This window comes from Listeria weihenstephanensis, from assembly GCF_003534205.1.
GTDB classification, from domain to species: Bacteria; Bacillota; Bacilli; order Lactobacillales; family Listeriaceae; genus Listeria_A; species Listeria_A weihenstephanensis.
Genome location: NZ_CP011102.1, coordinates 3,265,768 through 3,289,593, shown reverse-complemented (window position 1 = coordinate 3,289,593; position 23,826 = coordinate 3,265,768). Strand labels below are relative to the sequence as shown.

16 protein-coding genes are annotated in these 23,826 nt (G+C 42.7%); 13 read left to right on the top strand and 3 right to left on the bottom strand.

Annotated elements, in window-relative coordinates; genetic code table 11:
• Positions 1–92 precede the first annotated feature (92 nt).
• From relB to rpsR, 7 genes are all read left to right on the top strand, one after another.
• Entirely contained in the window at positions 93–326 is a 234-nt protein-coding gene (gene relB / locus UE46_RS15735; RefSeq protein ID WP_036061389.1) for a type II toxin-antitoxin system RelB family antitoxin, read from the top strand.
• On the top strand, positions 323–592 hold the full coding sequence (locus UE46_RS15730) for a type II toxin-antitoxin system RelE family toxin (protein WP_036061391.1): 270 nt from the start codon (positions 323–325) through the stop codon (positions 590–592). The genes relB and UE46_RS15730 overlap by 4 nt, the downstream gene beginning before the upstream one ends.
• A 305-nt stretch (positions 593–897) precedes the next feature.
• Positions 898–1,524 (top strand): NAD(P)H-binding protein, encoded by a 627-nt coding sequence (locus UE46_RS15725; protein ID WP_036061393.1) that lies wholly within the window; start codon positions 898–900, stop codon positions 1,522–1,524.
• A 593-nt stretch (positions 1,525–2,117) separates the two neighbouring features.
• The gene (locus tag UE46_RS15720; RefSeq protein ID WP_118907766.1) at positions 2,118–7,898 is read left to right on the top strand and encodes an Ig-like domain-containing protein; all 5,781 of its coding nucleotides are present in this window, start codon (positions 2,118–2,120) and stop codon (positions 7,896–7,898) included.
• Positions 7,899–8,421: 523 nt separating this feature from the next.
• Positions 8,422–8,715 carry a 30S ribosomal protein S6 gene (gene rpsF, locus UE46_RS15715; protein ID WP_036061498.1) on the top strand — a complete coding sequence of 98 codons (294 nt, stop codon included), beginning with the start codon at positions 8,422–8,424 and terminating at the stop codon, positions 8,713–8,715.
• A gap of 57 nt (positions 8,716–8,772) precedes the next feature.
• Positions 8,773–9,327, top strand: a complete 555-nt coding sequence (gene ssb, locus UE46_RS15710; RefSeq protein WP_036061497.1) for a single-stranded DNA-binding protein — start codon at positions 8,773–8,775, stop codon at positions 9,325–9,327.
• 55 nt (positions 9,328–9,382) lie between these two features.
• On the top strand, positions 9,383–9,622 hold the full coding sequence (gene rpsR / locus UE46_RS15705; RefSeq protein ID WP_036061496.1) for a 30S ribosomal protein S18: 240 nt from the start codon (positions 9,383–9,385) through the stop codon (positions 9,620–9,622).
• Between the two features lie 92 nt (positions 9,623–9,714).
• On the opposite strand, the gene UE46_RS15700 is transcribed toward rpsR, so the two are convergent.
• Positions 9,715–10,368 carry a DNA alkylation repair protein gene (locus UE46_RS15700; protein ID WP_118907765.1) on the bottom strand — a complete coding sequence of 218 codons (654 nt, stop codon included), beginning with the start codon at positions 10,366–10,368 and terminating at the stop codon, positions 9,715–9,717.
• A gap of 196 nt (positions 10,369–10,564) precedes the next feature.
• Between UE46_RS15700 and UE46_RS15695 the strand changes: the two genes are divergently transcribed.
• The 3 genes from UE46_RS15695 (at position 10,565) to UE46_RS15685 (ending at position 14,064) form a co-directional block, all read left to right on the top strand.
• Positions 10,565–11,959: an amino acid permease gene (locus tag UE46_RS15695; protein ID WP_036061495.1), complete on the top strand. Its 1,395-nt coding sequence runs from the start codon at positions 10,565–10,567 to the stop codon at positions 11,957–11,959.
• Between the two features lie 119 nt (positions 11,960–12,078).
• Positions 12,079–13,074: a DUF4003 family protein gene (locus UE46_RS15690; RefSeq protein WP_036061494.1), complete on the top strand. Its 996-nt coding sequence runs from the start codon at positions 12,079–12,081 to the stop codon at positions 13,072–13,074.
• A gap of 72 nt (positions 13,075–13,146) precedes the next feature.
• The gene (locus UE46_RS15685; protein WP_036061493.1) at positions 13,147–14,064 is read left to right on the top strand and encodes an aldo/keto reductase; all 918 of its coding nucleotides are present in this window, start codon (positions 13,147–13,149) and stop codon (positions 14,062–14,064) included.
• A gap of 68 nt (positions 14,065–14,132) precedes the next feature.
• On the opposite strand, the gene UE46_RS15680 is transcribed toward UE46_RS15685, so the two are convergent.
• Both UE46_RS15680 and UE46_RS15675 read right to left on the bottom strand, forming a co-directional pair.
• Positions 14,133–14,876, bottom strand: coding sequence for an HNH endonuclease (locus UE46_RS15680; RefSeq protein WP_051492977.1), 744 nt, complete (start codon positions 14,874–14,876; stop codon positions 14,133–14,135).
• 92 nt (positions 14,877–14,968) lie between these two features.
• Positions 14,969–15,514 carry a TetR/AcrR family transcriptional regulator gene (locus UE46_RS15675; protein ID WP_036061492.1) on the bottom strand — a complete coding sequence of 182 codons (546 nt, stop codon included), beginning with the start codon at positions 15,512–15,514 and terminating at the stop codon, positions 14,969–14,971.
• Positions 15,515–15,649: 135 nt separating this feature from the next.
• On the opposite strand from UE46_RS15675, the gene UE46_RS15670 reads away from it, so the two are divergent.
• The 3 genes from UE46_RS15670 to UE46_RS15660 all read left to right on the top strand — a co-directional run bounded on the left by UE46_RS15670 (position 15,650) and on the right by UE46_RS15660 (position 23,723).
• Positions 15,650–17,782, top strand: coding sequence for an MMPL family transporter (locus tag UE46_RS15670; protein ID WP_036061491.1), 2,133 nt, complete (start codon positions 15,650–15,652; stop codon positions 17,780–17,782).
• Between the two features lie 120 nt (positions 17,783–17,902).
• Entirely contained in the window at positions 17,903–18,790 is an 888-nt protein-coding gene (locus UE46_RS15665; protein ID WP_036061490.1) for an aldo/keto reductase family protein, read from the top strand.
• Between the two features lie 277 nt (positions 18,791–19,067).
• Entirely contained in the window at positions 19,068–23,723 is a 4,656-nt protein-coding gene (locus UE46_RS15660; protein WP_051492976.1) for an LPXTG cell wall anchor domain-containing protein, read from the top strand.
• The last annotated feature ends 103 nt before the right edge of the window (positions 23,724–23,826 follow it).

Genomic DNA, 23,826 nt, shown 5'->3' with positions numbered 1-23,826 from the left:
TGCAAGAATTATAACATGAACACAAATGTGTTGAAACACATTTGTGTTCATGTTATAATATATAAAGATAATAACGTAAGGAGGGATTACGCATGGCGACAATAACAGTTCGTGTTTCGGATGTAGAGAAACAATTTTTGGATGAAATGGCGAAGTTTGAAGGAAAGAGTTTATCGGACTTACTGAAGACAACAACACTCGAATCATTAGAAGATGAATATGATGCTCGGGTGGCTGATTATGCCTATGAAGAATATCTAAAGAAGCCTGAATCACGTCCTTTATCTGAACTTATGTCAGAATACGGATTGGATGACGATGAATGAGCTACCAGATTAAGACAACACGTCAATTCGAAAAGCAGTTATCCAAATTAGATAGGCAGGCTAGTCGTACGATTTTAAGATGGTTATCGAAACATATTGACGGCGCGGATAATCCGAGGATAAGTGGCAAGGCGTTGCTAGGTAACTACGCTGGTCAGTGGAGATATCGTATAGGAGATTATCGAGTTATTTGTAAAATTGTTGACGATGAGTTAATTGTACTCGCTTTAGAAGTTGGTCATAGGAAACAAGTCTACAAAAAGTAAAAACCGTGAAATATTACTAAGGTGAAACCTCTATCCCAGCCATGGGATGGGGGTTTCGTTTTGGTGAATCTATGTTTATCAATGTCTGCCTGTATACGACCGATTATTGGTAAGCTATCAAGGTGACAGAGAGAAAAGAAAATTTTGACATAAAACAAGAAGTTGTTTATGATGAAGATATAGAGATGATAGTGTGATGAATGAAACTATCGAGCGTGGTGAAAAGTTACTATTTTTAAACCTCATCAATTATGTGAACGTTTGATCATTGTGATCTCTAATCAAAACGAACGGGGGAATACAGAATGAATATCGTAATTTTAGGTGCTTTTGGACATCTTGGGAAAGCGGTTTATCAACTTTTAGAACCACTGCCGGATGTCAATTTAACATTGTTTGGTAGGGAAAAAGAGAATATAGAGGTAGCTCCGACCACAAAAGTCATTTTTGGCGATGCAACGAATACAGAAGATTTAGAGAGAGTACTTCAAGGCCAAGATATCGTATTTTCCACACTCGGTCCATTTCACGTTGAAACGTTTGCTACTCCGCTTGTTGAAACGATGGAAAAGCTGGGAGTGAAGAGGCTTTTTTGGACTACGCAATTTCAAATTAGACAAGAAACAGTAACGGATGAGAACATTGAGTTAGCGAAGGTTTTCGGATTTGATGAGGAGACAGAAAGAACTTACGTGGCCAATCAACAGCTAGGTGCGAAGATAATTGAAGAAAGTAGCTTGGATTACACATTGCTAATGCCTCATTTCTTTAAATACGATAATACGATCGAAAAAGCGATACTTCAAGATGATGATGAAACTGTAAAAGGCGATCCCATCAGTATTTATAGCTTGGCGATCGTCCTTGCGAATTTGGTTCTCCAACCAGATCGTTATAGTAGAAAAGGCGTTATTATATCAGCGTCAAAATAAAATGGAAGAAGCGAGTCTAAGGGATTGTTCAGATCTTTTAGGCTTTTTTGCGGTGTTCACATTAAAATTGGCCGTTTGAGAGCGTTTTTTCTGGCTGGAACTGTAATAAATATACGCACAGATGACTATATGATTGATGATAAGATACTAATTGGCTTTAAAAAACAGTAATTGCGATTATTTTGTGAACTTTTCAAAGTGAGGATTTCGCAGCGCTTATTAATATAAACGGCTATATTAGAGTTTTTTCGATGAGTTTTAGCCTTATTTTCTTCAATATGATCGTTTGATTATTGTGATTTTTTTTACATTATAAAACTCCATATGTACATTTTGTGAAATATCGCACATATGGATTGCAATTTAAGCGAGAGATACGTTATATTATTTTTGGAAGGGTATGGGAACTTGGTAGGCCTTTCTTGGTGGTTATAGTATTCTTGGTTGAAAAAACGGACAATTCCGATGAATCTAATATATCGGAATAGAACGCTTTTAACTGCGATGTTTGATGCTTGAAAGAGAGAGATGCCAGGTAATACTTGTTTGAATTGAAACGAGCGAGAGGATAAAAAGAAAAGGGAGGAATATCATTGAGAGTATTTAGAAAATCGATTTTATTTTTAATTGTTGCTTTTGCGATGTCTGTCAGTTTTTCGATAACGGCACAAGCGGCACCAGCATCGGAAGCAGAATTTGAGGTTAAACAGCCTTCAGGACAGACGTTTAAAGTGAGGCAACAGGGTGATGAATTCGTCAATTACTTAGTGACACAAACGGGATATATTGTAGAGGAAAAAGCGGACGGATATTGGTATTACACAAGTATTCGGGAATTTATGAGTGGAGAAAAGGAAGCTGCGGAGATTGTAGCGACAGGTCAACGCTATTTGTTGGATACAGTACCTGGAAATGCGATGAAACAAGCAGATGTGACAAAGTATCCGGCTTTAGATTATAAGCGTGAAGTATTGGCACCAAAAACTTTTGAATTACCAAAGGCAAGGACAGCGGTGGACGCTTCATTAGGTTTATCACGTGATCAAAATCTACTTGTTATTCTTGTTTCGTTTAACGATGTGGCGATTCAAAAGACAGAGGCAGATTGGAATACACGCGTTTTTGGAACGGCAAATAATTCACTGAAGCAGTATTATAAAGAAGCGACGGCTGATAAAATCAACATTTTGCCTGCAAAAGAAACATTTGGAACGAGTAATAATGGAGTTGTAAGCGTTAAATTGAACCGGAATCATCCACGAACTACGATTAAAGATAGTACGGGCGTGAATCAGGCTATAACGAAAGATGCTCTGATAGCCGCGGATTCGATGGTCGATTTTTCGCAGTACGATAAAAATGGAAATGGAAAAATAGAGGCTGATGAGCTGCATATCATGACGATTGTTGCGGGGCAAGAGGCTTCGTACAATAGTGGAAGTGGCTCGCAGCTTGTGACGTGGGGACATAAACATGCCCTCCCAGCGACAATAACACCAACGTTAGATGGCAAGGTATTTGGTGATTTTACGCAGTTCGGTGAAATGCAGGGCGCGAACCAAGCGACCATCGGTATTATTGCGCACGAATTTGGTCATGATTTAGGGTTGCCAGATTTATATAATACGGCAGGTATTGGTGGCGGACTAGGCTATTATAGCGTCATGGCCAGCGGTAGTTGGGGTAGGATGGATTATGAATTGCTTGGAGCAAGGCCGCTACATTTTGATGCTTATTCGAAAATGAAACTGGGTGTGGTGACGCCGACGACCATTGCAGTAACAGGGACACACTCCATGGATGTTTTCAGCTTGGATCAGGCAGGACGAAATGTTGTGCGTGTGAATACGGCGAATCCGAAAGAGTATTATTTAATTGAGAATAGACAGTTTAGCGGTTTTGATAGCGCTTTGGCGACGTATGCTAAGTCAGGTGGGGTCGCAATTTATCATGTAAACGAGAAATATGATAAAAACACAGAAATTGGAAAACAACTCGTGACGCTAAAAGAAGCGAATGAAGGAATTATCGGAAGCTCGCAATTAAACGCGAAAATCCAATCCAATTTAGATGGCTTATATTATGTAGGAACAGGCGGTACGAATGTCGCGCAGCAAACGGTGCTTAACAAAACAACGAGACCAGCAGCTGTGCGTAGTGACGGTGAGGCAGCCAATTTTGCTGTGAAAGTGAATTCAGCGAGCAATGCTAAAATGAATATCACGCTAAGCAACCAAGGGCTAGAAGTAGCCGTAAATAAGACCGAAACTGGCGTTGAAAAAGGCGAATCGACCCAACTTTCAGTCAATTTTATGCCTGAAAATACACCGAATAAAGCGGTGACATGGAGTAGCTCAAACACGGCTGTCGCAACGGTGGATGCAACGGGAAAAGTGACGGCGAAAAATGTAGCAGGGACGGCCAATATTACCGTTACATCTACAGCGACAGGCGCTAAGTCGACGTGTGTATTAACGGTAGATGACCATGGTCGTACGTTTGAAACAGCAACGACTATTTCTGATAATGGCAAAACGAGTGGCTTGATTAGTTATGATTATGATGAAGATTATTTTAAATTTGTCCCAACGCAAACGGGATCGTACGAAATGTGGACAGAGGGCGAAACGTATACAGGCCTATCGGGATATCTTTACAACGGCTCGAAAGGACTGCTCGATTACAATCACCGAGGATTCCCAGAAGATGGTACGAACTATCATTTCAAACTCAAGTATGACTTAGTGGCTGGGCAAACGTACTATTTGAGAACGAAATTATATAATGAAGGAACTAGTGAATATACGCTAAATATGAAAGCGCCAGGGGTAACAAGTAGTATATCGGTAACAGGTGTAACCCTAGACAAAGCAACGAGTCAGCTGGAGAAAACGGGCGCGACACAATTGACAGCAACAGTTCTACCGGCAAATGCAACAAATAAAGCCGTAACATGGACGAGCTCAAATACTGCGGTTGCAAGTGTCGATAGTAATGGGAAGATAACGGCTGGAAATACAGCAGGAACAACTGGAATCACGGCGAAGACAACGGATGGCGCGAAAACAGCGAGTCATGTTGTTACAGTTGATGACCATGGCGGTGTATTCGCAACGGCAACGACAATAACAGACAGCAGTTTGACACATGGCCAGATTCTTTTTGCAAATGATCTAGATTACTTCAAGTTTGTGCCAACGAAAACAGGCGCGTACACAATCACGAGTGAGGGTACGACAGACATGGTGGGCGCTCTATATTCTAATGCCCAAGCGCAGTTGGCAACGGATGACGACAGTAACGGAAACCGCCAGTTCAAAATGACACAAACGTTGACAGCGGGCACAACATACTACATCCAAGCTCGTGCATACAGCAGCAATACAGGCGCGTATCAATTACGTATCACACCGCCAGGAATAGGTGTAGAAAGCGTTTCTCTAAACACGGCGACAAGCTCCATCGAAAAAACAGGAACAACACAACTAACAGCGACGGTACTTCCAGCAGATGCGCTAAATAAGGCCGTAACGTGGACCACTTCGAATTCAAGTGTTGCGACAGTTGACACGACTGGAAAAATTACAGCAGGAAACACAGCGGGAACAGCGACGATCACAGCGAAAACAACAGATGGCGCGAAAACAGCAACCCACGTTGTCACAGTTGATGATCATGGCGGTACTTTTGCGACAGCGACAACGGTCACAGATAGCAGTTTAACAGACGGCCAAATTCTTTTCACCAATGACCTGGATTATTTCAAGTTTGTACCAACAAAAACAGGTGTGTACACAATTGTTAGTGAAGGAACGATTGACGTGAAAGGCTATCTATACTCGAGTACGCAAGAACAGTTGGCGTACAACGATGATGGCAATGGTAACGCTCAATTTAAGTTGACGTATAATTTAACAGCAGGACAAACATACTACGTCCAAGCCCGCCATTATAGTACAGGAACAGGCGCTTACAAACTACGCATCACACAACCAGCAATTGGCGTGGAAAGCGTTTCTCTAAACACGGCGACAAGCTCCATCGAAAAAACAGGAACAACACAACTAACAGCGACGGTACTCCCAGCAGATGCGCTAAATAAAGCCGTAACGTGGACCACTTCGAATTCAAGCGTTGCGACAGTTGACACGACTGGAAAAATTACAGCAGGAAACACAGCGGGAACAGCGACGATCACAGCGAAAACAACAGATGGCGCGAAAACAGCAACCCACGTTGTTACAGTCGATGATCATGGCGGTACTTTTGCGACAGCGACAACGGTCACAGATAGCAGTTTAACAGACGGCCAAATTCTTTTCACCAATGACCTGGATTACTTCAAATTTGTACCAACAAAAACTGGCACATATACGATTGTTAGTGAAGGAACGATTGACGTGAAAGGCTATCTATACTCGAGTACGCAAGAACAGTTGGCGTACAACGATGATGGCAATGGTAACGCTCAATTTAAGTTGACGTATGATTTAACAGCAGGACAAACCTATTACGTTCAAGCCCGCCATTACAGTACAGGGACAGGCGCTTACAAACTACGCATCACACAACCAGCAATCGGCGTGGAAAGCGTTTCTCTAAACACGGCGACAAGCTCCATCGAAAAAACAGGAACAACACAACTAACAGCGACGGTACTCCCAGCAGATGCGCTAAATAAAGCCGTAACGTGGACCACTTCGAATTCAAGCGTTGCGACAGTTGACACGACAGGGAAAATCACAGCAGGAAATACACCAGGAACAGCAACTATCACGGCAAAAACGACAGATGGCGCGAAAACAGCGACCCACGTTGTCACAGTTGATGATCATGGCGGTACTTTTGCGACAGCGACAACGGTTGCCAACAATAGTTTAACGAATGGTCAAATTCTTTTCGCGAATGATCTAGATTACTTCAAGTTTGTACCAACGAAAACAGCAAGTTACGCGATCACGAGCGAAGGTACAATCGATATGAAAGGCGTTTTATACTCGAGTACAGAATCGCAACTAACGAGTAACGATGATGGTAATGGAAACTATCAATTTAAGATGACCTACACGCTGACAGCTGGCGAAACGTACTATATTTTAGCGCGTCATTATAGCAGTAGTACAGGTGCCTATCAACTGCGCATTGCAGAAACGACGATACCGGTAACAGGTGTAACGCTAGATGCGACAACAAGTCAGCTAGCCCTGAATGAGACAAAGCAGCTAACGGCAACGATAGCACCAAGCAACGCAACAAATAAAAATGTGACGTGGAGTAGCTCCAATACAGCAGTAGCAACAGTTGATACCGCTGGAAAAATCACATCAAAATCCGCGGGAACAGCAACGATTACCGCAACATCGACAGACGGAAGTAAGCAAGCAACACATACCGTAACAATTACAGACATCAAACCAACACAAGTCCAAATTCAAGCAAAAGATACGAATAAATACGTTGTAAATGGCATACCGAAAAAATTAGCAGCTACAGTTTTACCAGCAGGCGTATCACAAAACATCACGTGGACAAGCAGTAACGCGTCCGCAGTGACCGTTGCAACAGATGGAACGCTGACATATAAAGGTCAAGGTAAAGCCACGATTACAGCAACATCAACTGTCAATACGCTAATGAAAGATACACTAGAAGTTATTGCAGACGACTACTCAGGATTATATAATGAATCACCTTTTTATGAGTTTGGCAAAAACATCACAGGGCGCATCGATTACGGGGAAGACGATTACTTCCAGGGCTACTGGAACAACGACCTCAGCGACCAAGAAATGCTGAAATTCAAGGCACCGGAAACGGGAACCTACAAAATGCACCTATTTGCAACAGACGCTAGCGGTTCAAGAAGTTCGTTCATCCGATTTAAACACTGGAGAGAGAATAATCAAGTATGGACTGACTCAACAGCTCTAACGTTCCCAACAGTGACATTGCAAAAAGACGAAATAATGTATGTCCAAATCACAGCGACAGGACTAGTCGATTTTTGGGGTGAGGGTTATTTAAACGTTACATCGACCGGAGCAAAGTGGAATTTCAAAGTGGATAAAGCAGAGAACATGGGAACTGGTACACAAACAATGTACGCAGATAACAAGCTAATCACCGGAGACACATTAGCGGTTAACGCCACGACCAAGTCATTAACACTAAGTTCAAAATTTGATAGAACAGACCACGGAATCCGCCCAACTTATTGGACATCATCAAACACTGCGATCGCAACAGTGGACCGATACAGTGGCAAAGTAACGATTCTTGGCAAAGGAAAAGTAAACATTACTGTTGAAAATGAATATCTAGGCTTTGGCATGAATACATTCAGTAGTAAACGCGTAACCCTAGACATTCAATAAATAAGTACGAAAATGGACGGACAATTCAGCAAAACGCCTGAAACTATCCGTCCATTTTTTTGCGACAATCCATAGTTGCGATACCGAATAAGCTATGATATAATTATACCTCGTGAGTAATTAAAAATTATTCCTTGCCCGTTTCTAGTTTCGAAGCCGCAAAATGCGTTGGAAAAACTAGAGAGGTTGTTATAATATAAGAGATGAAACGCTTAAAAAAGATTGTAGGTTCTTCTTGTTTTTAAATGGGTAGGACGTAAAATTCTGCTTTAAACAAATCGAGCGAAAGCGTTTGTATTCCGTCAGTTTTGTGGAAGCCGGAAGCGGAGTGTACTCGTGTACATGATGACTGAAAACAGGGAGAGGGTATTTTCCTCGACCATGTAAGAAGTTAAGCGAAGCAAGAATTGCGTAGCCGAACCGGAAGTCCGCAAAATTGGCGGAGTGCGAACGCTTGCCGCCGATTTATATCGCTTATGAAACCAACTTCAGGGCCGCTAAGACCACAAGGAGGTGTAAAGAGATGGCAAGAACATATGAAATTATGTACATTATCCGTCCAAACATTGAAGATGAGGCGAAGAAAGCTGTAGTTGAGCGCTTCGACGGCATTTTAACTGACAATGGTGCGGAGATCATCGAATCGAAGGATTGGGGTAAACGTCGTTTGGCTTATGAAATCGAAGACCATAAAGACGGTTTGTACCAAATCACTCGTATTTCTGCTACTACTGCGGATTCTATCAATGAATTCGACCGTTTAGCAAAAATTTCTGATGATATCATTCGTCACATGATCATTAAAGAAGAAGCTTAATATTCCCGAGATTAGCTCGGATTTTTATGAAAAAAAGAGAGGAGGTTGGTTCTACTTATGATGAACCGTGTTGTATTAGTTGGTCGTCTGACAAAAGATCCTGAATTGCGTTATACTCCTGCTGGCGTTGCAGTTGCGACATTTACACTTGCTGTAAACCGTAACTTTACTAACCAAGCTGGAGAACGTGAAGCAGATTTCATCAATTGTGTTGTTTGGAGAAAACCAGCCGAAAATGTTGCGAACTTCCTTAAAAAAGGTAGTTTAGCTGGCGTTGACGGTAAGGTTCAAACGCGTAATTATGAAGGTCAAGATGGCAAGCGTGTCTATGTAACAGAAATTCTTGCTGAAAGTGTGCAATTCCTAGAGCCCCGCAGTGCAAACGGCGGCGGAAATAGTGGTGGCGGCTACAGCAGTAACAATAATGATGGCGGTGGACAGCAGTCGTACGGTAATAGTACTGGCGGCCAAAGCCAACAGAATGATAATAGCTACGGACAACAGAATCAACAACAACCTCAATCTCAGAGTTACCAAGCACCACGTAACGCTGATCCATTTGCTAGTGATGGCAAGCCAATCGACATTTCAGATGACGATTTGCCGTTCTAATAAACGGGAAAAGCATACGTATCATTGGATTTTAATTTGATAGGAGGAAACTATAATGGCTGGAGGACGCAGAGGCGGACGCCGTCGGAAAAAGGTTTGTTACTTTACTTCGAACGGAATTACGCATATCGACTATAAAGATACTGAGTTACTGAAGAAATTCGTTTCCGAACGTGGAAAAATTCTTCCTCGTCGTGTAACTGGAACGAGCGCTAAATATCAACGTAAATTAACGATTGCTATCAAACGCTCACGCCAAGTAGCATTACTACCATTTGTTGCTGAAGAAAAATAAGATTGATAAAAACCTTCCGAATTTCGGAAGGTTTTTTTATGGCTATGTTCATGATAGGTAAAGAGGTTCTAGCTCGTTATAACGAATCTTACTTATTTAAGTCGTTTATTAACCTCAATCGTAATGAATTCTGGCAGATAGTCAGGAGTACATCCTTTTGACACGACTTGGCCTTTGTAAAGTTCCGTTTTCTCGCCTATTTTAATACAATGAGCACGGTTCTGCTCATCATAAACGCCTATCCAGCCCGCGGTGAAATTCATAGCCCACTGTACTTCTGGTTCTTCCTGCATAATAGTAGCCTCTATTGCAGTTAGCAAGTCTTCGGTGTTATCCGGTGGTGTTTGTCCAGTCCATCTAAGTCGTGCTTGATAATACCAGAAAATGCGTCTTTGAAGGGCGGACGAACTTTTTTCCCAGGACTCCATCAAGGTGATTGTCTTCTTGCTTTTCATGAGTTGATTAGCCATGAGCCAATCCATCAAATTATTTCGCTCAACAAAAGAGTGCGGTTGCATATCCGTATCAAGTCTATTTAAAAAGTCCTGTGTAAGCAATTTTTTGTCCATAATTAGAACTGCTAATAGTCTGGGGCGAAACGCTTCTGTTGACCAAAGTTCCATAGCTAACTCGTGGTCTTTTTTTATATCTTTCGCGATTTTTTTTAAATCACCGAGCTTTGTTTCATTATCAATCTGAGTTAAAATGTTTTCTGCTACGGAAGAGCGTGTTGATTTTTCATCCATTTTTATCAAACTCCTTATATGCTTGTGACAAGCTATATCCTAAAATTTACTTGCTTATATTGTAGCATATCTGAGTATGGGGAACAAAAAAAGACTTATATCATTTAAAGCATTGACGCATGTACGCTTTAAAGGTATGATGGGAATAGGATTAATAAATACATTTTATAACAAACTAATAGGGAGCTACACAATTATGTTTTTAAAATCATTATTTAGAAAAAAACCATTAGAATCACTTATTCATAACAAAAGTAATAGCATTCATTTAAAGAAAACGCTGGGCGCGATGGATTTAATTTTCCTTGGTGTTGGCGCGATTGTTGGGACTGGGATATTTATTTTGCCAGGGACGATTGCGGCGCTTCATTCAGGTCCGGCGATTGTACTATCATTTATCATTGCAGCGCTGGTCTGCGCGCTCGCGGCCTTATGTTACTCGGAATTTTCGTCGGCAGTACCGGTTGCTGGCAGCGCCTATACGTATGGCTATGTCATTTTCGGGGAGTTCATTGCTTGGCTGCTCGGTTGGGCACTTCTGCTTGAATATGGCTTGGCCGTGGCTTCTGTGGCTAGTGGTTGGTCGTCCTACTTCAAAACACTACTGGCTGGATTCCATATCAACATTCCAGACGCGATTTCGGGCGCGTTTGATCCAGCTGCTGGAACGTATATCAACATTCCTGCGATTGCGGTGGTTGGGATTATTGCCTTTTTACTGACGCGCGGTGTTCGTGAATCGACACGGGTCAATGCGTTCATGGTTATTTTGAAAATTAGCGTTATTTTAATATTCATCGTGGTCGGCGTGTTCTACGTGAAGCCGGATAACTGGCAACCGTTCATGCCATTTGGATTTAGTGGCGTACTGAACGGTGCAGCCTTGGTGTTTTTCGCTTATCTCGGATTTGACGCGGTTTCCTCAGCTGCCGAAGAAGTGAAAAATCCGCAGAAAAATATGCCGATTGGGATTATTGGATCGCTACTTGTCTGTACGGTTTTGTACATCGCGGTATCGATTGTATTGACGGGAATTGTTTCGTACAAAGACTTGAACGTCGCTGATCCAGTTGCATTCGCGCTACAAGTCATTAACCAGAACTGGATTGCTGGATTTGTTTCATTGGGCGCGGTTGTTGGGATGCTGACAGTTATTCTCGTGATGCTTTATGGCGGAACGCGCTTGATTTATGCGATGGGACGCGATGGTTTGTTACCGAAAAGTATGGCAAAAATCGATGAGAAAACAAATACACCGATCAAAAGTACTTGGACGTACGCGATTGTTATTATGTTTTTCGCTGGCGTCGTGCCACTGAATCGTTTAGCGGAGCTCGTGAATATGGGAACGTTATTCGCGTTTATGATGGTATCGATTGGGATCATTTTCTTGCGTCGGAATAAATCGATTGCGAGTGGCGGATTTAAAACGCCATTTTACCCAGTGTTGCCAATTGTCTCATTCTTGATGTGTTTATTCTTGATTACGAGACTATCTGTTGCCACTTGGATTGCGTGTGGGATTTGGTTCTTGCTAGGCCTGATTTTGTATTTTGCATATGGACGCAGGAATAGTACGTTGAACAAGTGAGTGAAAAAAATGAGTCTGGGAATTTTGCCTAGATTCATTTTTTTGCGTTTGTAGTCTTTTTCTTCCTTTGGTACAATGGATATATGAAATAACGAGATATCAAAGGAGCGCGATAGTAGATGGCAGATTTGGTTTTTGATAGTGGTAGAATCGTTAGTGATTTATTGGTAAACTTTCAGCAGGTGAAAAATTCGGGCGTGATGGGCGTTGATAAGCGGATTAGATTCTTGGTAGCGCAGCTTTTCACGAGTGAGGGAGAGGTGTTTGACGGCCAGGCATTTAAGGATGTGACGACGCTGTTCAAGAAGCAGTTGGGATTCTTCAATGTGTTAGATGGAGACACGCGGGCATCGCTTGCCGGGCTTTTGTTGGTGAATGGGCAAAATGATGAAAAGACAGTGGCACATGTGATTGATAATTATGAATTGCTCGTGGAAAGTGGATTCAAACGGACAAATTTCACGTATTTTGGCGCGTATTTACTTTTACGGTCGGATAAACCACGTAATGTGGCGGATCGGGCGCGCGATATTTACATGGCTTTGCGGAAGCAGCATCCATTTTTGACGGGGGCGGAAGATGTGACGTCGGCGGTTTTGATGGCACAATTGGATACGCCGCTTTCGGTGGAGCAGTTGACGGAGATTAACGAGTATTATTTTACCGAGTTTAATCGTGCAGGATTCAAAAGAAGTGACAGTTTGCAGTTCTTGGCGGCGACTTCGACGTTGATTTATATGGAACGTGACGCGAATCATGTGAAAAAAGTGGTGCGTTTGGCGGAGGAACTGGAGCGCGCAGATGTGAAAATTCGTCCGATTCATTATGTGACGCTTGGAATTTTGGCGTATGTGCGGGAAAGCACGGAATTGGATGCAGTATTTTTCGATTTGTTAGCGGCGATGCGCGATGAGAGCGGTCTGCGTTGGAATCGCGAATTTTACACGGCGATGGCGCTTAGTTTGTATACAGAGGATCAAGCGCGGAACATGACGCAGGACCAAGTCGAGAGTTTGATGGTATCGGTTCACATTCTGATTGCGATAGAACGGGCGGCAGCGGCAAGTGCAGCAGCGGCGGCGAGTGCAGCGGCAGCAAGTAGCGGAGGTTCTTAATTGACTTCGCCAAGCTAGAGTGTGAAAATGAAAAAGTAAGTGTTTATCAAATAAGACAAAGAGGTGTTTCCATTGAACAAAATTAATCTTGGTAACAGTGGTTTGCTAGTTCCTGAAATCGCGCTTGGTTGTATGCGTATGGCCGATTTATCGAAGGATGATGCATCAAAAATGATCAACACAGCGATGGACGCGGGGATTAATTTCTTCGATCACGCGGATATTTATGGTGGTGGAAAATCAGAAGAAGTTTTCGCGGATGCAGTTGGAATGAACGCATCGGTACGTGAAAAAATGATTTTGCAATCGAAATGCGGTATTCGTCCAGGCATGTTCGATTTCTCAAAAGAACATATTTTAGATTCCGTAGATAATATTCTAAAACGTTTACAAACCGATTATATCGATATTTTACTGCTTCACCGTCCTGATACATTGGTAGAGCCAGAAGAAGTAGCAGAAGCATTTACAGCGCTTAAGAAAAGTGGTAAAGTGCGCGAGTTTGGGGTAAGTAACCAGAATCCGATGCAAATCGAGCTTTTGAGCAAATATGTAGAGCAGAAATTGGTCGCGAATCAGTTGCAACTTAGCATCACCAATACTGGCATGATCGATGCTGGACTTAACGTTAACATGAAAATTGATCGTTCGATTGACCGTGATGGCAGTATTTTAGACTACTGTCGCTTGAAAGATATTACAATCCAAGCTTGGTCACCGTTCCAATTCGGCTTTTTCGAAGGCGTTTTCCTCGATAATCCGGAATTCCCTGAGTTGAACAAAGTAGTTGATCGTATTGCTGCTGAAAAAGGCGTGAAAAATACGGCGATTGCAACGGCGTGGATTTTACGTCATCCGGCGAAGATTCAAACCGTGGTAGGGACGATGAATCCTGAGCGTTTGCAAGCGATTAGCGAAGCATCGAATATCACGCTAACACGTCAAGAATGGTATGAAATTTATTTGGCAGCGGGGAACGAGTTGCCTTGATGATATGAAAAAAGCTACACATGTTTTCTCATCCTGGAAATAGGGCGAAAAAACCATGTGTAGTTTTTTTAATGAAATATTTTCTGCCAAAGAGTACGCTTGGTGTTTGTTTCTATATAATCCGCTAGCAAGACTTGCGTTTTCTGAATAGACGTATCAAGTCGTCCGAACTGACTTTGCGTCGTCTTGCTTGTTTGCTTTATCTGGCTTTCCATTTTCTTGAGCCGCGAGTCTAGCGTCACAAGCCGTTTATCTAAATGCTGGAGTAATACAACGGTATCCGTGATGGTTTTGTTTAATTTTTTTGTATGCGTATAGAAAACGTTGTATTGCTGCGTATCTTTCGGTAAATACGGAATAAATTGTTGGCGCACTAATTTTCGTCTGTGTTGCCATCTTTGAAAAATGTTCATATGGAGGAGCCGTTTCTGGTACAGATGTAAAGAGAGCGAATCTTTGGCGAAATTGCATGTCGCACAGGCACAGACGAGGTTGGTGAACGTCGTTAGTCCGCCTTCACAAGCTGGAATGACATGATCCGCAGTGTCGCCACGCCCGCCACAATAAACGCAAAGTTGCCGATCACGCCTGCGAACCATTCGCTTAATATCAATTTCGCGATAGAAAATATGAATCCGATCTGGCTGAATCATACCAGCGACCCCGCCGCGAATAAGCTGCTTTGCTTCGTCATACGCTATTTTACGCTTACCCTTGTTCTTCGTATGGAGCGCAATGGCCGTGATACTTGCTTGCTTTGTTAGTAATCTGTCGTCATAAAAATAATGAACCCCATCGAAAACTGTCTTCATGTGTAACCTCCTATGCATTATGTCTATTCATGCATTGTACAATGGATAGATAGGAGAGTCAAAATATATTTTGTCTTATTTAAAACGATTCATCATAAATCAAGTTTTACCGGCAAAACGGCTTTAAACAGTGTATCCATATGAGCCCAATCCGCGGGCGTCGCCATCTGTTGCGACCAGTACATGATTGCGCCTAAGTTCGCCGCATAAATATACGTCAATAAGTCTGCAGGAATATCACTAGTGAGCGTTAACTTATCCATGTTCTCCTCGATATCTTTTTGAAACTCCGTCAAGAAAAAAGAAGCCATTGTCTTGAAAAACGTATCATCATTTTTCTGTTTTTCAAGAACCAGTTGCATATCCATATAAACCGTATCAAACCCAGACTGAAACGGGTGATTAATCCGGTCTTTAATATCGAGCGCAAAATAATCCTGAAACTGCTCATGTAAAACATATACTAATAAATCATATTTATCATAAAAATGCTTATAAAAAGTCGTTCGGTGAATCAAAGCCTCTTTGCAAATACTATTCACTGTAACGCTTGCCAGTTCCTGTGTTTCGAGCATTTGCAATAGCGTTTTATAAAGTGCATTTTTCGTTTTTCGCACACGTAAATCCGAATCGTTCATCTACACATCTCCTAAAGTGTTGCTTAACTATACAGACCAAACAATCTGGTTCTTACATTTCATCTCAAAATCGTGTAATATACACTGTATGTCTATAAATATATAATAGCGTGAATTGAAGGAGGAAACAACCAATTGGCAAATTTACTTTACAAACTAGGACAGACCTTTGCGAAACACAAATGGAAAACAATTATTTCCTGGTTTGTTGTTTTAGGAATAATCGTGGCCGTGCTTGGCGTTAAAGGTATTAATTTTACCGACGACATCAAAATGAGTGGTCTAAAATCACTCGATACATCGAATAAAATCGAGGAAGAATTCAAGCAAGATAGTCAAAAAGGTAGCATCCGCGTCGTTTTCAAAAGCGACCAAGAAAAAGGGATTATAACACCTGAATCCCAAGCTGCAATTACGAAAGTTTTAGCAGAAATTAAGAAAAATGACGATAAAATCGAAAGCATCGCGAACCCGTACGAAGCAAAAACAATCAGTCCAGACATGACGACTGCTTTTGCTGATATTAGTTATAGTGTCAGTGCACTCGCGGTAACCGAAAAATCGATCGATAAAGTCAAAGATGCGCTTAAAGGCATGGATGACAAAGATCTTCAAACTGAAATGACAGGTAATGTTATGATTACGCCAATGGACATCGGTGGTTCATCCGAAGCAATCGGTATCGTGGTAGCACTCGTGATTCTAATTATCGCGTTTGGTTCCGTTATCGCAGCTGGATTACCAATTATCACAGCAATTCTGAGCTTAGGAACGAGTGTCGGCATCATTGCGATCATTTCAAGCTACTTCGAAATGCCAAACGTCACGCTGACGCTGGCGGTCATGATTGGCCTCGCCGTCGCGATCGATTACGCGTTATTTATCCTATTTAAATATCGCCAAATCATCCGCACCGAGAAAAATCACTTAAAAGCAGTCGGGCTTGCGACAGGAACAGCAGGTAGCGCCGTTATTTTTGCCGGAATTACCGTTATTATCGCCGTATGTGGTTTATCCCTTGTCGGCATCGAATTCCTGACCGTTATGGGACTCGCGTCTGCACTCAGCGTACTATTCGCCGTGCTTTCCGCGCTAATCCTAATCCCAGCGTTCATCGGCGTTTTCCATAAGAAAATCAAGCCGCAAAAAGAAAAAGCGGGCAAAAAAGGCGACAATATTTGGACGAAATTTGTCGTTGGGAAACCGCTTATCGCGTTCCTAGCAGCAGTTATCGTTCTCGGCGGACTAAGCATCCCGTTCGGCTCGATGGAACTCGGAATCCCAGATAACGGCTCCAAACCGAAAGACTCCACCGAGAAAAAAGCGTACGATATTCTATCCGATAAATTTGGCGAAGGTTTCAACGGGCCATTAGTTATTTTAGCGGATATTAGAGATGACGGTAGCGCGGCGCATTTAACCGAAGTTACGAAGCATATCTCGGGCATGAAAGACGTGGCAATCGTGACGCCGCCAATGCCTAGTGAATCAGGTGACTACGCGCTCATTACCGTTATTCCAAAAACTGGACCGACGAACAATAAAACGACGCAACTCGTTCATGATTTGAGAAGCTACGCAAAAACAGCAGATAGCAAATATGGTATCAACATGGAAGTAACCGGACAAAGCGCGATCAACATCGATATGTCCCAAAAACTCAATGACGCGATTCCAGTTTTCGCAGGGGTTATCGTAGTATTGGCATTCATCTTGTTAACCGTCGTGTTCCGTTCGCTATTGATTCCACTTACAGCCGTACTTGGCTTCGTGCTTTCACTAACGGCAACACTCGGCTTCACAACAATGGTTATGCAAGACGGCGTATTTAGCGAACTATTCGGCATCACCACCACCGGCCCAGTTCTCGCCTTCCTACCAGTCATAACGATCGGTATTCTGTTCGGACTCGCAATGGATTACGAGGTATTCCTCATGTCCCGCGTCCACGAAGAATATACGCTAACAAAAGACAATACCCATTCCATCAAAACCGGCTTGAAAGAGAGTGGCCCAGTCATCATCGCAGCAGCTCTCATCATGTTCTCCGTCTTCATCAGTTTCGTTTTCGCGCCAGACCCGATGATCAAATCAATCGGTATCGCGCTAGGCTTCGGTGTATTATTCGATGCATTCATTGTGCGTCTAACAATCATCCCAGCCCTAACGAAATTATTCGGAAAAGGCTCATGGTATATGCCGAAATGGCTCGATAAAGTGTTGCCATCGATGGATATTGAAGGGCATCATTTGAAGGATAAAAAATAAAATAAAGCTCGTTCAAGTTCGCCACACCTGGCATCTTGAGCGAGCTTTTTGCCTTGACAATCATCACTGTTAGGCGTAATTTTGAGGAGCATGAATAATAAAGAAATGAGATGATGTAGGTTGAGTATTCAAGATTTACCAAAAGTAGGTCTAGGAACGTGGTTATTAACGGATTTCGATGATTTGAAGCAATCGATTCAAACGGCCTGGAAAACGGGATATCGGCATATTGATACGGCTCAGGTTTATAATAATGAATATGATATTGGTGTGATTTTGAAAGCGTTGGGGATTGATCGCTCGGAGTTGTTTTTAACGACGAAAATAGCGCCGCAGAACTATCTCAAACATACAAAAGCGTCTGTATCGGAATCGCTAGCGCGTCTGCAAACGAGTTATGTGGATTTAATATTGCTGCACGCGGAGCTTGGGGAAACTGCGAATCTGGCGGCATATCAGGCTTTGTTGGATTTACAAATGGAAGGTGTCGTCAAGCATGTCGGGGTATCGAATTTTTCGATTTCGGGGATTAAGAAGCTGGTGGAGGAGACGGGGGTTAAGCCGTATTGCAATCAAATTGTCTGCTCACCGACGACGCGCCCGCTGGAACTTGAAGCTTACTGCTTAGAGGAGGGTATTTTGTTAACGGGTTATTCGATTTTGAAGCCTTACACGACGCCAAATCCGTTTTATCCGGACTCTGCTTTGACGTCGGACGAGAAGGTTCAGTTGGATGATTTATGTAAGAAATACGATGTGAATATTGGTCAGTTATTGAATAAATGGGCACTACAGCATGATTATCATGTGATTCCAAAATCAAAAAATCCAAAGCGTGTGGAGGAAAATTATCAGCTAGATTTCGAGATTTTAGCCCCTGATTTGGAGATTATAGACGGGATGAACAGATTTTCAAGCGCTGAGTATCAAGAAAGCGTGAAGCAGTGGGAAAGTCGGGTTACGGAGGAACAATCCGAACAAGGCTTGCTGTACAAAGAGCATTTCTAAAAAATAGAAGCGGGAAACGAGATCGCATCATGGTCTCGTTTTCCGCTTCTATTTTTAAAGGGCTCGCTGAATACAAACCCTACGTAAATGCTATCCGCTGTTTTTTGTTACGTATACAGTTATTATGTAATTTTTAAATTTTGACAGGATTCCGCCCTATATTGCTTGCTATCCCCTCGTGTACCTTGTGTTATGCCGAAAATGTAAAAAAGTTTTCAATGGATTAAAAAAGGGAATGAGTAATTAACATGAACTTATAAAGAGGGGGATACAAAGCATGAAACGTTGGGGAATATTACTTTTTGTGGTGGCGTTGATTTTACAAATTTTTGTGCCGCAATTAGGCTTAGCGGATGAGAAAGAAAAGGCGGGGTCGGAGCTTTCAATAGGGGCCGTTACGTTAGTTGACACGAAAGAGGACGGGCAATCGGTGTTTTCGGTAGAGGCGAAGGTGGAAAATAGTGGGGTAGAGGGAACGACGCAAGAAATCACGGTGTCGGATAACTTAACGCTTAGCTCTAGTCAAAACACAGAAATCGTGAACGAAAATAAAGAGTCTGTCGGAACTTACAGTGTGAAAGAGAATAAGCTTGAGTTGAAGCTAACGCCAGACGCGAATGGCACGGTGAAATTCGAAGTGGTAGGCAAGTATACGGGCGAAAGTACGGCTGACGGAAAAGCACTTATTACTTTTTCTGATGGAAAAACGAGTGGTAGTCAAACGATTGATGTACCAAAATTAGAAACGAAAGAGCAGGAGCCAGCAACGGATGGAGATATAACGAAGGGTGAAGAGAAGCCGGCAACTGATAAGGATGTAGTGAAGGAAAAAGAAGAGCCAGCGACTAAAGATGATGCTGCGCAGAAAAAAGCTGGTAGCACTACAAACGACAAGGTGACGAAAAGTTCGGTTGGGATTCAAGCGGCTGAGCCACAAAACGTGAAGGATATTTTTGCGAGCTTAGGTTATTCGGAAGAGGATTCTACAATTATGACTGGAATGGAAGTTACATATTTTGATGCAGATGGGAATCCTGTGACGGATCCAACGGTTGCTGATACGGTACATTTTTCGTTTACTTGGGCGATTCCTGATGACGTAGGCGCGCAAATTAATGCGGGTGATTATTATATTGTGCAACTTCCTGATAATATACTGATTACGCAAAATCAGACTATTTCATTGAATGAGTACGGCGAGGTTCAAATTACGACAGACGGTCAAGTGAAATTCGTATTTACCGATGCGGTTCATGAGAGTTCTGACGTGAACGGGACGCTGGATTTTGATGCAGCATTTAATCCGGAGAATATCGACGGACCAGGGGATTTGGTGATCGATATTCCACAAGAAGATAAACTACCGCCAGAAACGGTTGTTATCAAGCCGGATACAGATTTGACTGTCGAGAAAAGTGGTCATTTTGATAAAGAGCTGAATCCGGATTATATTACTTGGCAGGTGGACATAAATAAGAGCCTAGACACGATTGATAATGCGGTAGTTGTCGAAGATTTTCCGGCGGGGACTACGTACGAATCGGTTGAGGTTTACAAGGTGGATGTTGATTTATACGGTAATGTTGTCGAGGGAAGCGAAGTACTCCAAACGGGTGGCTACACGGTAGATGCGAATGGGACGGTTACATTTACAGAACCGATTTCCGATGCTTACCGACTAGTTTACACGACGAAAATTGATGATAGCGCGAAACCGTCAGAAGGTGGCGCGGTGCCATTTGTCAACACAGCGACGTTGCAAGGTGATGGCGTTGATATCCCAGCAACAGCAACAGTTACGGCCGATTATGGAAAATTGTTGAATAAAGCGGTAGGGCATTATGATAGCGCGAATCAAGTAGTAGATTGGACGGTACAGTATAACTACGGAGAATTAGATATCCCTGAAAGTGACGCGGTTATTCATGATACTTTTGGCTCGGATCAAATGGTGTTAGTACCTGGTTCTGTGCAGATTAATGAGGTCACGTTCGATGCTGATGGGAATCAAATTCAAGGAGATCCTTACGTGGAAGGGACGGATTATACTATTGTGCCTACTGCGGATGGATTTGATATTGTCTTTTTACATGATGTTGATACAGCGCTAAATATCACGTATGAGACTACATTTGACGGAACTGTCGACAGTAACACGAGTATATCGAATACGGTGACAACAGATACTGGCGGCGAAAGTACGGGGACAGGGTCTGTTACGCAACAAAATATAGTTAAAACGTTGAGTAATGTTAACTATGATACAAAACGTGCATCTTGGAATATTGATGTTAACAAGAACCACTATGAGATGATTGATTGGTCTTTGACAGATCAGTTAAGCCCGGGTTTGACATTGGATACGTCGACTTTCCAAATGAAAGATGTAACTACAGGAGCTACATTAGTTGAGGGAACGGATTATGAACTGGAATATAATACAACGAGTAATCAGTTTACGGTAACGTTTATTGGAGCGCTCGCAGCTGGAACGACGGATGAATTTAAGATTACGTATACGACGGATTACGATACGAATGTGGAAGGTATTGATGACCCGGATCGGATTTTCACGAATGTAGCGACAGGAACGTGGGAAGATAGTAATGGCGATTCACATACGAGTACAGATGATGCGACGTTAAATCCTAAAGATGCGGCGAAGGTCAACGGTTTTAAACGAGGTAGTTATAATGCAACGACGTCACGGATTACGTGGGGTATTGGGTTAAACTATAATACGAATGATTTAGGGGACGCGAAAATTACTGATCCAATCACGGATAATCAGAATTATGTTCCGGATTCGCTGCATATATATAATTATTCGGTTAATCCCGATGGTTCTGTTGAATTAGGTGCAGAAGTTAGTGATTATGACCAATTTACGATTGAGGAACCTTCAGTGGGTAATAATCAGACGCTGACCGTAGAGTATGGTGATAGTATTTCGGGTGCGTATATAGTTGAGTTCCAAACAAGTCTGGAAGGAGAAGTAGTGCATGCAACGTACGATAATGATGCCGTGTTCTCCAATGACACGTATCCAGACAGCACATTGAGTGCGGAAGTATCGATTGCTAATGGGGATAGCTTAGCGAATAAAACTGGATTCCAAGACCAAGATGGTTTCGTAAACTGGGCGGTTACTATTAATCCTAGTTTATCAACACTTGATGACGTCGTCGTAACGGATACACCATCCGATAACCAGGCGATTGACGAAGATTCCATTGTTTTGTATCGGACGACTGTTCAACCGGATGGGACGATTACTAAAGATCCGAATTTGCCATTAGTTGAGGGCGTTGATTACACGGAGACACTAACGACAGACAATTTAACAGGGCAGCAAGTACTCACCGTTTCATTTTTACATGAAATTGATACGGCGTATATTCTCGAATACCGCGCGATGATCTTTATAAGTGATTCGGGAAATACGGTAGCATCGAATCAGGTAACAGTCACTGGTAATAATGAGGAGACGATTAGCGGTGGGGATGGAACGGACGTGCCGATTACAATAACAGACGGATCGGGGACTGCTTCTGGTGTCAAAGGAACAATTAGTTTCCAAAAAGTGGATACGGATGGTAATCCATTAACTGGTGCCGTTTTTGAAATGTTAGACAAAACGAAAGGTGTCGTTCTCAGGGAAAGTGAAGTGGATGCGAACGGTAGCTTAACGTTTGGGAATGTTCCGTATGGCGATTACTTCATTCGGGAAGTACAGGCTCCAGCAGGATATACAGTGAGTGATGCGTTAGCTGCGGGTGTTCCAGTCGCGGTATCGGCGGAGAGTTCCAACCAAGCGAATGTAATACCACTGGTTAACGCGCAAAATAAAGTGACACTGACGAAACAAAATGAGGCGTCACAACCGATTGCGGGTGCGGAATTCAAGCTTGAGATGGAAGGAGACTCTGGCTGGACAGAAATTAATCCAGACACGGACTACGTAACGGATGCTGACGGTCAGTTAGTGATCGAAGGTTTGCTACCGGGTTCGTATCGCCTCATTGAAGAGCAAGCACCTCCAGGCTATATTTTAAACACAACACCAATTCCATTCACCGTTGTGGAAGAAAGTGATGGTCAAATTCCAGACGTTGCGGTAGGACCATTTATTAATTACCAAGGCGATATCGAGTTTGTGAAAACGAATGAGGACGGCAACACGTTGAGCGGTGCAATTTTTGCAGTAAAAGATGCGAATGGTACTGTTGTGAAACGGGCGGTTGCGGGGCCACGAGGAAATGTTAAGGTAAGTGGTTTAGCGCCAGGCTCGTATACAGTGGAGGAAATAAGAGCACCGAGAGGCATGATTAGAAATACCGCGCCAATCCCATTTGTTATAGCCGCTGAAGCAGAAGGCGAGCCCGATGTAGTCGCACTGGGCAACGTGATTAACTACAAAGGCAGTGTCGTCTTGAAAAAAGAAGATAGTTCTGGAAATGCGCTTTCCGGAGCGAAATTCACACTGAAAAATAGTGCGGGCGAGACGCTTCAAACTGATTTGGTATCAAATGATGTCGGGGAAGTCACAGTGGAAGATTTAGCACCAGGCGACTATCAATTTGAAGAAGTAGCTGCTCCGACGGGTTATAAACTTGATAAAAAACCAATTCCATTCGAAGTCGAGGCATCAGCAAATGGTAAACCGGCAACTCTGGAATTAGAGTTTATCAATCAGAAACTGGATAAGTCTGATGATGGTGATGGCGGAACTACTGTAACGCCAAGCGAACCAGGGACTCCTGGTGATCCTGGAACTCCCAGTTCTTCCAAACCGAACAGTGTGACACAAAAAGGCAATATAATATTACCAGAGACAGGAGATAGTAACAATGAGCTGTGGTTCGTAGGTTTTGGCGTATTATTCCTTATCGGTGGTACGGCATTATGGTTATATCGCAGAAAAGTTTCATAAGCATGAAATGATTTTGGTAGGGAAAGAAAGCATAGAGTGCGAGGGGAAGCAAAGTTGTAATAGAATAAAAAAGCCGCGGAGAAATGATGATATCCGCGGTTTT

Coding starts and splice junctions, on each gene's coding strand:
- rpsR (WP_036061496.1), top strand. CDS start 9,383: ATGGCTGGAGGACGCAGAGGCGGACGCCGTCGGAAAAAGGTTTGTTAC.
- UE46_RS15675 (WP_036061492.1), bottom strand. CDS start 15,514: ATGAACGATTCGGATTTACGTGTGCGAAAAACGAAAAATGCACTTTAT.
- UE46_RS15680 (WP_051492977.1), bottom strand. CDS start 14,876: ATGAAGACAGTTTTCGATGGGGTTCATTATTTTTATGACGACAGATTA.
- UE46_RS15725 (WP_036061393.1), top strand. CDS start 898: ATGAATATCGTAATTTTAGGTGCTTTTGGACATCTTGGGAAAGCGGTT.
- UE46_RS15730 (WP_036061391.1), top strand. CDS start 323: ATGAGCTACCAGATTAAGACAACACGTCAATTCGAAAAGCAGTTATCC.
- UE46_RS15690 (WP_036061494.1), top strand. CDS start 12,079: ATGGCAGATTTGGTTTTTGATAGTGGTAGAATCGTTAGTGATTTATTG.
- UE46_RS15695 (WP_036061495.1), top strand. CDS start 10,565: ATGTTTTTAAAATCATTATTTAGAAAAAAACCATTAGAATCACTTATT.
- UE46_RS15660 (WP_051492976.1), top strand. CDS start 19,068: ATGAAACGTTGGGGAATATTACTTTTTGTGGTGGCGTTGATTTTACAA.
- UE46_RS15700 (WP_118907765.1), bottom strand. CDS start 10,368: ATGGATGAAAAATCAACACGCTCTTCCGTAGCAGAAAACATTTTAACT.
- relB (WP_036061389.1), top strand. CDS start 93: ATGGCGACAATAACAGTTCGTGTTTCGGATGTAGAGAAACAATTTTTG.
- rpsF (WP_036061498.1), top strand. CDS start 8,422: ATGGCAAGAACATATGAAATTATGTACATTATCCGTCCAAACATTGAA.
- ssb (WP_036061497.1), top strand. CDS start 8,773: ATGATGAACCGTGTTGTATTAGTTGGTCGTCTGACAAAAGATCCTGAA.